Origin of the sequence: Priestia sp. TGN 0903 (genome assembly GCF_050846855.1) — a bacterium.
Classification (GTDB): domain Bacteria; phylum Bacillota; class Bacilli; order Bacillales; family Bacillaceae_H; genus Priestia; species Priestia zanthoxyli.
This window is the reverse complement of the sequence record NZ_JBOZGL010000008.1, coordinates 124,693-138,402: the sequence shown is the minus strand read 5'-3', so window position 1 is coordinate 138,402 and position 13,710 is coordinate 124,693. Positions and strand designations below refer to the sequence as shown.

The following is a 13,710-nucleotide window of genomic DNA, read 5'->3' as shown; positions in this document are numbered from 1 at the left end:
CCGAACACGGAAGTTAAGCTCTTTAGCGCCAATGGTAGTTGGGACTTTGTCCCTGTGAGAGTAGGACGTTGCCAGGCATTTTTATTATCGCGGGGTGGAGCAGTTCGGTAGCTCGTCGGGCTCATAACCCGAAGGTCGCAGGTTCAAATCCTGTCCCCGCAACCAAATTATCTTTTATACATACTTGAATATATTATTACTATCCTTAGGCATAGCCTAAGGATTTTTTGTTTGGCTATATTTATAAACACTTGTTTAGGTTATGATATAAGATAGTGATGCAGATTAATCAGGAGGTTTTTTATGTTACAAAGTAATATTCAAACTTATATTGAAAAAGAAATGAACGTTCAAGGTCAATCTTTATCTCTATATCAAGAAGAAAAGGAATATGCGTTGCAAAAAGAGTTGGTGCCGCAAAACCTGATGATAGAAGAAAAAGAGGCATCTTCACGTTTTAAAGATTCTTATATCGAAAGAGTAGATAAAGAAACGGACGAGCTGATCGCAGAAGAATCTCCTCTTTCGTTTTTAGATACTCCTCTTTCTTACTTAAAAGAACACAGAAGTGAATTTCTATATGTAGAATCAAAATGGTTTGAATTTATTAAGCTTGATGGATGTTCTTTTGAAGTGGATGATGTGTTTGGCACATATAAAGTATTAACGGGGTTACATATGCAAAAAAAATTCGGTTCTGTACTAAAACAATTTTTTGCTAAAGAGCTTAATGAAAGCCCAACAAGCGTCCAGCTTTTATTTAATGATAAAGATGGATTATGGGATGTGAATATTGAGTTAGATGCTATAAAAGAGTTTGATGAAAAAATGTCAATAGGTGAAGCTCTTGTTCTTACATATCGCTTTTTCTTTCATCTAGTGGAGTATGTAGAGAACGAAAAAGCTTAAAAATGATGATTACTTTTACTATAAAGATGCTGGGACAAAAGCAGTTTAGTTAACGTTGAACACGAACTATCTATCAAAAATAGATAGTTCGTGTTTTTTAATGGTCATGGTGAACGTAGGTTTCAGTATGAGGTGCTTCTAGCTGTTGGTTGGAGGGCAAGGCTCCATCGTCCGCTCGCGGAAAGCGAAGCCTTGCACGTAAAGCAACAGCGGCGGAACAAGCATCCCAGGTTATTTATCCGGGTTGTTCGTCTTTAGATTGCATTCATTTCGTTATGGCCCAATCTCTTTTTTGATAGGTGATACATAATGAATGTTAAGTGAAGCTGGAAATATATTTACATCTCTATGTTTTTATGGAATGATAAAGAGTATCTTTACATATATGACTGATATGGGTGAAGAACAACTATCAGGAATCTTTCTAGTTTTTTGAGAAAGCAGCCTACATATTAGCTGTTAATAGTACTCCGAGCAAGAAAGCTTCCGTAGGATGAAGTATAATATATACATACAGGAACAATTTTTAACTCTATAAAAAATGTCTGCTGACGTATGGGATTATAAATAAAGAGGGGATGTTCATGTTATTAAGAAAAATAAAGTCTGAAGAATTGGCAGAAGTCTATCAAATGGGATATGCGGCATGGCCTAAAGGCAGGACGTACAAAGAGTATGTTAGAGATAATCAAAAAGAAGAAACATATGGAATTCGGTATGTATATGTAAATGAAGAGAATCAAATTATTGGTTCATTTATTTTGCTTCTTTTACAAACTCCTCGATTAAAGTTTGCTTTGCATGGTATTGGGTCCGTTGTTGTTCATCAGCTTTATCAACGAATGGGGTATGGCCGAGATATGCTTGAAGACTTTTTTAAAAAGATGAAGATAGAGAAGCGCAGCGCTATTTTTATGCTTTATAGCGATATTCTTCCTGAATATTATCATCAGTTTGGGTTTAAGGAGCTCCCTTCTCATTTACAGCGTTATCCTCAATCCATTGCTATGGTAAATTGCAGCGAGTCACAATATGAATACTTAAGTAAGCAATCCATAGAAGACATACCGGCCTATTTTTAAAAGGTATGTCTTTTTTATAGTATTTATCGACACAATCGTTTACAATTTTATGTAAGCGTTTTCTTTATTTGGAGATGAATGATTTTATTTGTCCTCATAACTGTAGGCAAATCGTGCAGTCAATATAAATTTTATTACATAAAACCTTGCTATCATCTTACTAGTAACTCTTATTCATTTCCATACCATACCGATATGTACGTTTGCTGCTAAGTATAACCATATCAATATAAGGAGGAAGCAGGAAGATGAAACGATTATTTATAGCAGGGATGATTTTTATGCTTTTTTTATCTTTAGGTGCTGTATCTTCTTCAGCCGCAGGAAGTTTTACCTCTAAAACATATAACGGAAGAACATACAAACTGTACGTACCTAGCAGTTATCAGGGAGGTGCTGCCTTACCTCTAGTAGTTATGCTACATGGCTGTACTCAAGACCCTGATCAATTTGCAGCAGGAACACAAATGAATGCACTGGCAGAAACAGAGAAGTTCTTTGTCCTCTATCCAGAACAGCCCTCTTCTGCTAATTCAAATAAGTGTTGGAACTGGTTTGATACTGCTCATCAATCAAGGGGAAGCGGTGAACCAGCGTTAATTGCTGGAATGGTCAATCAAATAAAAAGCAGTTATTCAATAGATGCCGACCAAGTCTTTGTTGGAGGGCTATCTGCTGGTGCAGCTATGAGTGTTATTATGGGAGCTACTTATCCAGACATATTTGCGGCTATCAGCGTTGGGGCGGGCTTAGAATATAAAGCAGCCACTAGTGTAACAGGTGCTTATACAGCAATGAGCAGTGGAGGTCCTAATCCTATCCAACAAGGAGATTTAGCCTATTCAGCCATGGGAGAGCATAAGCGAGTGGTTCCGGTTATTTTGTTTCATGGGACAGCTGACTACACTGTTGCCCCTATAAATGCGCATCAAATACTATCGCAATGGGCTCAAACAAATGATAGAGCGTCTGATGGACTGGATAATAACAATATTGATGATACGGCAGATCAAACTTTACCAGGTACAGTATCTGGTGGAAGAAGCTATACGAAATATATTTACAAAGATACAGCAGGAAAAACAGTAATGGAAAAGTACATGATAGAAGGAATGGGACATGCTTGGTCAGGGGGAAGTACATCCGGTTCTTATACAGATCCTAAAGGGCCAAATGCAACTAAATTAAGTTGGAACTTTTTTAAAAATCATCCGAAGAATGGTGACGCTTCTAATCCAGGAGATATATCCCCGCCGGTTACAGCTGCTTCACCAGCGGGAGGAACGTATGGAAGTTCTGTTTCTGTCACATTATCACCCAATGAACCTGCCACCACTTACTATACATTAGATGGAAGTACACCAACTGTTAATTCTCTAAAGTATTCTGAGCCTATTAGCATCAGCTCTAGCAAAACAATAAAATTTTTTAGTGTAGACGCTGCGGGTAATCAAGAGGGAGTAAAGACGGAAGTTTATCAAATTTCTGGAACTTCAGAGAAATCCTCAGTATTTTCTTCGCTTGCTGCTGAAGATGGATTTATCGGAAATTTATCAGCTGACGGTATGAGTAGTTCTATTCATAAAATTGGGGATAAGGGAATGTACAATACCGACACATACCGAACCATTTTATCTTTTGATACAAGCTCTTTACCTGATGATGCAAGTATTACGGATGTATCTTTGAAAATTTATCGCAAATCTTCAACTGGTAATATTTCATCTTTGAAAGGCGATATTAAAAGCGGTGTATTTGGAACTAGCAGTGCTTTAGAACAAATAGATTACCAGGCCTCACCATCTATTTCAGCGGCCTTCCAAATGTCAGTGCCTTCACTCGATAATGGATATACAACTATTCAACTTCCTTCCTCACTTTTGGGATATATGAATAGGAACGGCAAAACTCAGTTTCGCTTGTCAAGCTCAGGTTCAGCGGACTTTTTAAGTGACGTAGTTGAAATTTATGGGGGCGACAATCCTGCATATGCTCCAACTTTAACTGTTTCATATAAGTAAAAAAACCTTCTAAAAGCAGTTAGCTTTTAGAAGGTTTTTTTTTGCTGATAAGTTACTTTTATCACCGAATACAACTCCAACTTTTTATAGAGTTTTCTTCAAATTTTGACATGATTTTGATGAAATTTAATCATTATTCAAAAATGAATTGTCAGAAATATTACAAGAAAATGTTTAAAATTAATTAAATCCGTAATAAAAGTAAAATATTCCTGTAATGGAAGTGAAATGAACAGGTGGTATCATTCAGTCATTGAGTAAATAAGGAGGTATTCGGAAAATGAAGAAATTTGTATTTACTCTAGGGACAACGGCAATTCTTTCAGCAGGATTTGTAGGTGCAGCATCTGCCTCTACAAGCGGAACGTATGAAGTACAAAAAGGTGACACTTTATGGAAAATCGCTCAAAATCATAATGTGAGCGTAGACGAGCTAAAAGATGCTAATAACTTAACATCAACACTAATTTATCCAAATCAGACACTAAACTTATCTAGCATAAAAGAAATCGTACATACTGTAAAACGTGGTGACACTTTGTGGTCAATCGGTCAACATTATGGCGTAACAGTAGAAGAAATTAAAGAATGGAACGGTTTAACATCAGACTTAGTTTTCCCTGGAGAACAATTTAAAATTAAAGCGGCACAAGCAGCTCAATCTCAAACAGCTAGTGCGCCAGTAGCAAAGGCAGCTCCACAAGTGCAGCAGTCTCAAACGGCACAAGCTCAGCAAGAACAAGCAGCCCAAGAACAAACACAAAAAGAACAAGAGCAAGCTCAAGTAGCAGCACAAGAGCAAGCACAAAAAGAACAAGAGCAAGCTCAAGCAGCAGCACAAGAGCAAGCACAAAAAGAACAAGAGCAAGCTCAAGTAGCAGCACAAGAGCAAGCACAAAAAGAACAGGAGCAAGCTCAAGTAGCAGCACAAGAGCAAGCACAAAAAGAACAAGAGCAAGCTCAAGTAGCAGCACAAGAACAAGCACAAAAAGAACAAGAGCAAGCTCAAGCAGCAGCACAAGCACAGGCAGCCCAAGAGCAAGCACAAAAAGAACAAGAGCAAGCTCAAGCAGCAGCACAAGCACAGGCAGCCCAAGAGCAGGCACAAAAAGAACAAGAGCAAGCTCAAGCAGCAGCCCAAGAGCAGGCACAAAAAGAACAAGCAGCTCAACAGCAACAACAACAAGCTCAGCAACAACAGCAACAGCAGTCTCAACAGCAAGCTAGCGGCAAGTCTATGACTGTTGAAGCAACAGCTTATACAGCTAACTGTGCTGGATGCAGTGGTACGACAGCTACTGGAGTAAATTTAAAATCAAATCCAAATCAACGAGTAATTGCGGTTGATCCTAGCGTTATTCCATTAGGTTCAAAAGTATACGTTGAAGGTTATGGTCAAGCTGTAGCGGCAGATACGGGTGGCGCAATTAAAGGAAATCGAATTGACGTATTCGTTTCTTCAGATAGTGCTGCACAAGACTGGGGCAGAAGATCAGTTAAAATTACAGTTATCGACTAATACTAGTATTATAGAATAGAAGTAAGAAGAGATGTCTTTTAGAAGACATCTCTTTTTTTATGCTTAAAATAAACGTTTGAAAAAAATAGGTCGGGGCATACTGAAATTTATAGTAGGAATTAGTTTGTTATATTAGTAATTATTTCTTAACTTATATACAATGTTTGAGTGTCTTAAAAAGCTTAAATTATGTCAGGAGTATAGAAATATGAAATTTTATAAAAAAATAGCATTACTAATAGTGCTGGGTGTGATCGCAGGATTCTCGTATCTAGGCTATCAGGGATTATTTCGGCACGACGATCATTTGAACACGTCTGATCATAATCCTTTATCTTCTTCTAAACAGAAGCAAAATAGCATAGAAGTTGTTGGGAACCCCGAATCCATTGCCGTGCTAGTAAATAAACAAAATCTTCTTCCTGATCACTATGAACCCGCTGACCTTGTATACCCGGACGTTCGGTTTATATTTAAAGAAAAAATTGAAAAGCGACAAATGCGTACAGAAGCAGCAAAAGCGTTAGAAAGAATGTTTTCAGCTGCTGAACGAGAAGGGATTTACCTAGCCGGTGTTTCCGCTTATCGTTCTCAAATTCGCCAGGAATCTCTTTATCAAGCGTACATAAAGCAAGATGGAGAAGTGGCAGCTAGTCATTATAGCGCCCATCCAGGCAGCAGTGAGCATCAGACTGGTTTAAGTATAGATGTATCAAGCAGCACAGGTAAGTGTGCGGCCCAAGATTGTTTTAAAGATACTCCTGAAGCCAAATGGATTGAAAGAAATTCATATAAATATGGATACATTGTTCGCTATCCAGAGGGAAAGCAGCAGATTACAGGTTATAAATATGAGCCGTGGCATATACGATTTGTCGGAAAAGAACTCGCCTCTAAAGTGTATAAAAAAGGAATTACGTTAGAAGAATATTATAATGACTACATGCAAGTTGATAATCCAGTTCAATAAAAAAGAAGAGTTATATAAACTCTTCTTTTTTTGTATTGCTGGAATATACCCTTACTTTAAAAGTTGGAACGAGGGAAAGATGTAGAGATGAACCACGGGATGCTATATCCTATGCCTTGCTAGTAAAAGAGTTAACGCTTATAAATTATAATGAATTTTGTGATAAAGAATACTCATGTTCGTTTTCATTTCCCTTCACATATTCTACAAAAAAGGGAGGTGAAAGAAAATGAGTTTTTATGGAGGTTATGGTTATGGATACGGAGCAGGTCACGGAAGTAGCTTTGCGTTAATCGTTGTGCTATTTATTTTACTAATCATCATCGGTGCTTCATGGGCAGGGCACTATTAATAAGGTGTCCATAAATAAACTCCCTTGAAATAATTCAAGGGAGTTATCTATTTTTATCTATAACTAGGTAACTGTAAGTACGAAGTGCTTACATATCCTTTAAAGCCGTTGTATTCTACAAAAGCCCAATCAAATGAAAGCTTGTTATCTTTTGAGTAGCCCCAAGCTAAGAAGCTGACGCTTTTTCCTTTAGGAACAGTTGTTACAACTTTGTTGCTTGTGCTAGGCCCTGTGCGTAAATTAAGGTTAGCAGCTGTATGAACAGTAGTAGGGACTTTCATTAAATAGGAAGTACTGATATATCCAGTGCCGCCAATTATTTTAATGGCAGCCCAGTCTGCATTTACAAACTTGACTACTTCAATTTGATCTTTTTTTCTTAACGTATCAAGAATTTTTCCCTGAGTGCTAGGTTTTGAACGTATATTGAGTACGTTTGCTGTCACTTCATATACGCTGAACGGTGCGTTTATTTTTTCTGCTGCACTTGCTGTTTGCTCGTGAGTGAATGGCAGTGTTCCAGATAGAGATGAAAAAGTAAAGCCAGCTGCTAATGCAAAAACCGATATAGATTTTGTAATTGTCTTCATGCGAATATCCAACTCCTTAGTGAAATAGGTTATATCTTTTTCTATAACACTAAGAATAAAGAATACTTGTTTCTAAATTGTTACCAACATGCATCCTAGTTGTAAATTTACGAAAGGTCTGTAAAAAGGTTTATTTCACAGACCTTTTAATAGCGCTATTGTTACTCACCCTCGCGATCTTCCGTTGATTTATGAAAAGAAAAATATACAAAAATTGATAATACTGTCCCATAAATGCTCCACAAAGCTAAAGCAAAAATAAATTCTTTCTGTAGGCAATAAATAATGGTTAAAGCAACTAGTGCAATAAAACTTATTAAAATGGTCTTTTTCATAAGCACCCCGCCTATTTAGTTTAATTACTCTATACGCTTTTTGATCGTGCTTTACCCTATAATTATTCGATCATTGCGCTGAAGATGAAAGGAAAAAGTTAAACAAAGCCGAACTTATAATAAAAAGAGAGATGCAGGAGGATACGTATGTTAAAACAACATGTACTAGAAGATATACAAAAGCTACAGTCTATTTGCCAACAAGAAGAAAAAATAGAGCTGAAGCTGAATTTTGACATGTTACGAAGTCGAAAACAAAATGAAGTTAACGATTTTTTTTATTATGAAAATAATCAGCTTATTGGATTTATTGGTCTTTATGGGTTTGGGAATACAGTAGAAATATGCGGAATGGTCGATCCTAGCTATCGCCGAAAAAAGATTTTTTCAAAGCTCTTTTCTCAAGCTTTACATATGTGTAAGAAGCGTGAGTATACAGAGATTTTATTAAATGCTCCTGGCGATTCGATTTCAGGCAGGGAGTTCTTAAAGAAGATTCCATGTTCATTTACTTTTTCAGAATATCAAATGAAGTGGGTGAAAAAAGAATTAGAAGATGATAATCCCTTTGTTACACTTCGCTCTTCCCTATTAGATACCGATATGAAAATGGAAATGCAAGTTGATATGGAATGCTTTGGTATGTCTTTAACAGAAGCAGCTGCTTATTATGAGCAAATGAAAACGGAAGAACAGCAAAATCATTTTATCGTAGAGTACAATAGTCAGGCGGTTGGAAAGTTAAGGGTATCTTATGATAAAAGCGAAGCATGGATTTATGGATTTGGTATTTTACCTTCCTATCAAAAATTAGGAATAGGAAAGGCTGCTTTAAAACAAGTCGTTTTACAGCAGCATCAGCTAGGATATGATGTATTTCTTGAGGTTGAAGCAAAAAACAAACGCGCTTTGCAACTTTACGAAACATGCGGCTTCGATTCATATCACGTGCAGGATTATTACGTATACAGCTTGTAGATAAAAAACACGGAAATCTTAGATTTTCGTGTTTTTTATTTACATATTAGATGATATGTGCATTTTTGAGTAAATAATGAGAAAGTAGAGAAAAAGTAATATGCCCGTTGATAAAAACAGGGAAGGCCATACAAATAAGATCGGAGCACTGCAAGCAAGGATACACGTAAGAATACCTCCAATAAATGCTTTTCTAAATAATTGATAAGCCGTATACCCCAGGCTAATACTGACAAATACATTGATGAGGCTAAGAAAAATAAACGAAAAAAACAAATTATCTCCCCCCTTGTTTTTAATACACAATAAAAAGAAATATTTCACATTTTTAGTGTAGCAAAAAAGAAAAAACAATAAAATTTGGATCCTAAAGATGAAAAAGAAAGCCATCTGTGTTATGTATAGTAAAGTGAATGAGAACGTTAAAAAAGGGAATGAGTTAATAAAGTGATGTAGTAGAAAGAAAGGAGTAAAAGGATGGAATTTGCCCATATCTTTACACTAAGTGTATCTGTTGTAACAGCTATTAATATTTTATTAGCCGGTATTCTTATTTTCATTGAACGAAGAGATATAGGATCTACATGGGCGTGGCTTCTTATTTTATTTTTTATACCAATTGTCGGTTTTATTGTATATCTATTTTTTGGAAGACAGCTAAAACAGAAAAACTTTTATAAATTGTCATCTGATGAGCGGGAATATTTAAGATCTTCAGTGGAAGAGCAATTAAAAGAGCTTAAAGCGACCCATGAATATCGAAATGATTTATTAATCCAACATAATAAACTGCTGTTCACTAATTTAAATTCTTCTAAGTCACTTGTGCGCATCGACAACGAAATTGATATCTTCAGTGACGGTAATCAAAAATTTGAGGCATTGTTTGAGGATATTCGAAATGCTAAAAAAGAAATTAATATTCAATATTATATTATTCAACGAGATAATCTTGGGAAAAAATTAAGAGATGAGCTAACAAAAAAAGCAAAAGAAGGCATAAAGGTTCGCGTTCTTTATGATGAAGTAGGATCTAGAAAAATGACGCCATCATTCTTTAAGGAGCTTATTTCATATGGCGGCGAAGCACAGGCATTTTTCCCTTCAATTCTTCGCTTAATTAATTTTCGGATTAACAATCGAAATCATCGAAAGCTTTGTATTATCGATGGTGAAGTAGCATACATAGGAGGATTTAACGTAGGAGATGAATATTTAGGGTTAGATCCAAAAATGGGTTATTGGAGAGACACTCATTTTCGCATTAAAGGAGAGTCAGTGAACGATATTCAAGGGCGATTCATTTTAGATTGGCATCAAGCAACAAAGCAGCCAATTGAACTGGAACAATTTTTGCATCGTACAGAAACTCATTCTGGAACAGTTCCTGTACAAATCGTAGCAAGCGGTCCCAATTCGACTACCCAGCACCTGAAAAACATGTATATCTCATTGATTATGTCGGCCAAAGAAAGTGTATACCTTCAAACGCCTTACTTTATTCCTGACGCAAGCTTTATGGATGCTTGTAAAATTGCTTTATTATCTGGAGTAGAGATTCATATTATGATTCCAAACAAACCTGATCATCCTTTTGTTTATTGGGCTACGTGGTCTCATGTAGGGGAACTGCTGGCATACGGTGCGAATATTTATCTCTATGAAAAAGGCTTTTTGCATGCTAAAACGATTGTAGTAGATAATGAAGTGTCTTCTGTAGGAACGACGAATATCGATCCGCGAAGTTTCAGCCTTAATTTTGAAGTGAATGCAGTTGTATATGACCAGCCTATTTCCAAAAAGTTGCAGAACCTGTTTCTTGAAGATGTGCAATGCAGTTCAAAATTAACGTTTGAACGATATAAAGAGCGCTCTCTTCTTATAAAATTTAAAGAAGCGGTATCTCGCTTACTGTCACCAATTTTATAATAAAAATCATTGATATCATGAAACAGACTTGAATTTTTAGATTCAGGTCTGTTGTTTTATTGGTTTCTCCTTGTAAGGAGAGCTAGAGATAAAGTTAAAAAGTTTTACCAAAAAATCCAAGGGTATTAATACTATAACAAGCTAAAAAATGATAATACCTAGGAGGAATAGAAAATGACAAAAAATGTAGTAGGTACGTATGATTCAGAAGAGGCCGTTATTACAGCGATTCGAAATTTAAAAACACAGGGATATCCGGACAGTGCACTTTCTGTTTTGACAAACAGTGGTCCGCATCATGAAAATACAGAAGTGATTGAGCGTTCTGCAGGAATCGATGTGCAAACAGTTGATACAGATCAACACTCAAAGCACCATCAATCCTTTATGGAGAAAATAAAAAATGCTTTTACTTCGTCTGAAGAAAAAATGGATCAAGATGTTAATCGAATCGAAAATCAATTAACCGAATATGGTGTACCTGCTGCGGAAGCTTCCTCGTATGTATCTGATCTTAAAAACGGAAAAGTTTTGCTGATGGTAGACGCAGTTGAGCATGATAAACACAATTCAGCTCTAGGACAAACCGTGACACCTGCTGAAAAATCAGCTGAACCAATGAATGAAAAAATGTTATACGGCAATCACGAAAATAAAATAAGGTAATGTTGAAGGAACTAAATAAGATAATAAAAGACTGCGTTCTTAAATAAAAGCTAGTTAACGAAAGGAAGGGGACCGATGAGAAATCTAGAAAAAACGGAATATGAACTTGACTATTTAAAACAGCAGCAAGAAGTTAATCAAGAGCTCATCAAAGTTTCACAGTCTCTTGTCGCTACGTTAAAACAGTATGAAGAAGAACCGACCAATACAGAAGTGTTAGCTGTAATCGCTGATTTAGAAGGTCAGCAAGAACAGCTCAAAGCAAAGACCGAAAAGATATCTGAAGAGCTTGCACATTTATAAAGTGAGATAAAAGAAGTTCCTATAAAAGGAACTTCTTTTTATGTTTTATTATACACAGTCTATTGTGAGAGAAAGAGAATCTTATATAACCGGATGTGAACGTTATGGGGTAGTGATTTTGTTTTAGATACATATAGATGAGAAGGAACGCGATAAGACATTATATAAAAATGGGAAAAAGGAAGAACGGTCATTCGCTCTTCCTCCAGCCGTATTGCTTATGATAGTGATTTAGAAACGTCCGCCGCCAAGTTGCTGTTCAGCCATTTGCACAAGGCGTTTTGTGATTTCTCCGCCTACTGAGCCGTTTGCGCGTGCAGTTGTGTCAGGACCAAGAGTTACGCCAAATTCGCTAGCGATCTCATACTTCATTTGATCGATTGCTTGTTGAGCACCGTGTACTGCTAATTCGTTGCTGCTCTTATTTCTGCTGTTTGCCATCATAATCAACTCCTTTTATAAGGTTAAGATTATGATTTGATTAATAGATAGTTTTTATACATAAAATAAAAAAATTTTTTCAAGGACTTATAGAATATGCTTATTGGAATATAGTTACAAAGTTTTCCACTAGGTAACGGAAAATAATTATGTGTAGAAAGAGAGAGAGGTCACGTAAAATAGAACACAAGTAAGTAAGCGGTTACATATTATTCGAAATAGAATGAGAATGTTAATATTCCTATTCTAATTTAAAAGGAGGAGTCCATCATGTATCAAACATTAAAAAAATATGTACTATTGGCTGTTACATGGAGTCTAGCAATTGGCATTGTACTCTCTTATGAGAAAGAAGCGCTTGCGAAACAGGCGCACGAAAAAGCTACATCTTATCGTACAGTGACAGAGATATATGACTGGGGAGCGGTGATCACAAAAATTATTATTGACTTAGGTGAACCTGTTCCAACCAATTCACTTACAAAAGAAACGTTTAAGGTGCATGTGGCTCGAAGTGATAGTCGATTAAAACCGTCTTTATTGGAACAAGGAGATCGTACAATAAAAAAAGCCTATGTATCCGATAAAGATGGACAACCAGCCGTACATACTGGAAAATATGCAGTTTTAGAAATGGAAGTTGGACCAGCTGTTTCATTAGGAGCACCACTAAATTATGATGAATATGGTACAGGGTTAAATGCATGGATAGACAGTCAATATACCATTACCCAGCAAAAAGATATCGTAACAAAAAAAGCAAAGTTGTCAGGGCTTGTAGTGAAACAGTTTAAGGGAGAGAAAAGAGAGCTCGTAGATGATTTTACCATTCAAAAAGGTATATATCATAATATGGAATTGGCATACGCAAGTTACGCGCCGAAAAAAGATAAGAAAAAGAATCCGTTAATTATTTGGCTGCATGGAGGAGGAGAGGGAGGAACAGATGCAACAATTCCCTTATCTGCCAATAAAGCTGTTAGCTTTGTCACAAATGAAACTCAGGCTTATTTTAAAGGCGCCTACGTTTTAGTACCTCAAGCGCCAACGAAATGGATGGATGGTTATACAGGTGAAGCGGATGGAACTTCGATTTATAAAGAATCACTGATGGCACTAATTCAAGAATATGTTGCTAAAAATCCTGATATTGATCCCAATAGAATCTATATCGGAGGAGCATCTAACGGCGGATATATGACTATGCTTATGATTCGTGATTATCCAAACTATTTTGCAGCAGCATTTCCAGTATGTGAAGGACTAAATGATAGATTAATTACGGATCAAGATCTTGAAAAGATGAAAGAAACGCCTATTTGGTTCGTAGCCGCTAAAAATGATGCGGTTCTTCCACCAACGATTAACACTCTTCCAACTTATGAACGTTTGGTGAAAAGCCATGCAAATAATGCTTATTTATCACTATTTGAAGATGTGCATGACACCACGGGTTTATACAAAAATAATGATGGTTCGCCCTATCAGTATAACGGGCATTCATCTTGGATATATCTGTATAATAATGAACCCAACGCTAAAATAAATGGAGCTACAACAACCATAATGGAATGGATGAGCAAGCAATCGTTGAACAACAATTAATCATTTATAA

Annotated in this window: 14 protein-coding genes, 1 tRNA gene and 1 rRNA gene; 13 read left to right on the top strand and 3 right to left on the bottom strand. The window is 36.4% G+C overall.

The genetic code is table 11. The features are described from left to right. The 8 genes from rrf to ACRPLY_RS22935 all read left to right on the top strand — a co-directional run. A 5S ribosomal RNA gene (gene rrf, locus ACRPLY_RS22970) occupies positions 1 to 77 on the top strand; the annotation flags it as partial. 11 nt (positions 78 to 88) lie between these two features. Further along, a tRNA-Met gene (locus ACRPLY_RS22965) sits at positions 89 to 165 on the top strand. A gap of 138 nt (positions 166 to 303) precedes the next feature. After that, positions 304 to 909: a hypothetical protein gene (locus ACRPLY_RS22960; protein WP_028412728.1), complete on the top strand. Its 606-nt coding sequence runs from the start codon at positions 304 to 306 to the stop codon at positions 907 to 909. Positions 910 to 1,493: 584 nt separating this feature from the next. Continuing rightward, positions 1,494 to 1,991, top strand: a complete 498-nt coding sequence (locus tag ACRPLY_RS22955; RefSeq protein WP_013055206.1) for a GNAT family N-acetyltransferase — start codon at positions 1,494 to 1,496, stop codon at positions 1,989 to 1,991. Between the two features lie 248 nt (positions 1,992 to 2,239). Next, positions 2,240 to 4,012, top strand: coding sequence for an extracellular catalytic domain type 1 short-chain-length polyhydroxyalkanoate depolymerase (locus ACRPLY_RS22950; RefSeq protein WP_325078113.1), 1,773 nt, complete (start codon positions 2,240 to 2,242; stop codon positions 4,010 to 4,012). Between the two features lie 280 nt (positions 4,013 to 4,292). After that, the gene (locus tag ACRPLY_RS22945) at positions 4,293 to 5,531 is read left to right on the top strand and encodes a 3D domain-containing protein (RefSeq protein ID WP_051137140.1); all 1,239 of its coding nucleotides are present in this window, start codon (positions 4,293 to 4,295) and stop codon (positions 5,529 to 5,531) included. Positions 5,532 to 5,739: 208 nt separating this feature from the next. After that, on the top strand, positions 5,740 to 6,501 hold the full coding sequence (locus tag ACRPLY_RS22940) for a M15 family metallopeptidase (RefSeq protein WP_325077431.1): 762 nt from the start codon (positions 5,740 to 5,742) through the stop codon (positions 6,499 to 6,501). Between the two features lie 229 nt (positions 6,502 to 6,730). Further along, entirely contained in the window at positions 6,731 to 6,853 is a 123-nt protein-coding gene (locus tag ACRPLY_RS22935) for a YjcZ family sporulation protein (RefSeq protein WP_074682883.1), read from the top strand. Between the two features lie 53 nt (positions 6,854 to 6,906). On the opposite strand, the gene ACRPLY_RS22930 is transcribed toward ACRPLY_RS22935, so the two are convergent. Both ACRPLY_RS22930 and ACRPLY_RS22925 read right to left on the bottom strand, forming a co-directional pair. Continuing rightward, on the bottom strand, positions 6,907 to 7,443 hold the full coding sequence (locus ACRPLY_RS22930; protein ID WP_033580693.1) for an SH3 domain-containing protein: 537 nt from the start codon (positions 7,441 to 7,443) through the stop codon (positions 6,907 to 6,909). A 161-nt stretch (positions 7,444 to 7,604) separates the two neighbouring features. Next, positions 7,605 to 7,778 carry a hypothetical protein gene (locus tag ACRPLY_RS22925; protein ID WP_165573906.1) on the bottom strand — a complete coding sequence of 58 codons (174 nt, stop codon included), beginning with the start codon at positions 7,776 to 7,778 and terminating at the stop codon, positions 7,605 to 7,607. 147 nt (positions 7,779 to 7,925) lie between these two features. Between ACRPLY_RS22925 and ACRPLY_RS22920 the strand changes: the two genes are divergently transcribed. The 4 genes from ACRPLY_RS22920 to ACRPLY_RS22905 all read left to right on the top strand — a co-directional run bounded on the left by ACRPLY_RS22920 (position 7,926) and on the right by ACRPLY_RS22905 (position 11,654). Continuing rightward, on the top strand, positions 7,926 to 8,756 hold the full coding sequence (locus tag ACRPLY_RS22920; protein ID WP_325077430.1) for a GNAT family N-acetyltransferase: 831 nt from the start codon (positions 7,926 to 7,928) through the stop codon (positions 8,754 to 8,756). 477 nt (positions 8,757 to 9,233) lie between these two features. Then, positions 9,234 to 10,685 (top strand): cardiolipin synthase, encoded by a 1,452-nt coding sequence (gene cls, locus ACRPLY_RS22915; RefSeq protein ID WP_028414357.1) that lies wholly within the window; start codon positions 9,234 to 9,236, stop codon positions 10,683 to 10,685. 174 nt (positions 10,686 to 10,859) lie between these two features. Next, positions 10,860 to 11,351, top strand: coding sequence for a general stress protein (locus tag ACRPLY_RS22910; protein ID WP_033580690.1), 492 nt, complete (start codon positions 10,860 to 10,862; stop codon positions 11,349 to 11,351). Between the two features lie 75 nt (positions 11,352 to 11,426). Then, a complete protein-coding gene (locus ACRPLY_RS22905) occupies positions 11,427 to 11,654 on the top strand; it encodes a hypothetical protein (RefSeq protein WP_028414355.1) in 228 nt (75 codons plus the stop codon). Positions 11,655 to 11,885: 231 nt separating this feature from the next. Here the strand turns inward: ACRPLY_RS22905 and ACRPLY_RS22900 are convergent, their stop codons facing one another. Beyond that, positions 11,886 to 12,095 carry an alpha/beta-type small acid-soluble spore protein gene (locus tag ACRPLY_RS22900; RefSeq protein WP_016762907.1) on the bottom strand — a complete coding sequence of 70 codons (210 nt, stop codon included), beginning with the start codon at positions 12,093 to 12,095 and terminating at the stop codon, positions 11,886 to 11,888. Positions 12,096 to 12,365: 270 nt separating this feature from the next. On the opposite strand from ACRPLY_RS22900, the gene ACRPLY_RS22895 reads away from it, so the two are divergent. Beyond that, positions 12,366 to 13,700: a prolyl oligopeptidase family serine peptidase gene (locus ACRPLY_RS22895; protein ID WP_325077429.1), complete on the top strand. Its 1,335-nt coding sequence runs from the start codon at positions 12,366 to 12,368 to the stop codon at positions 13,698 to 13,700. Positions 13,701 to 13,710: the final 10 nt, after the last annotated feature.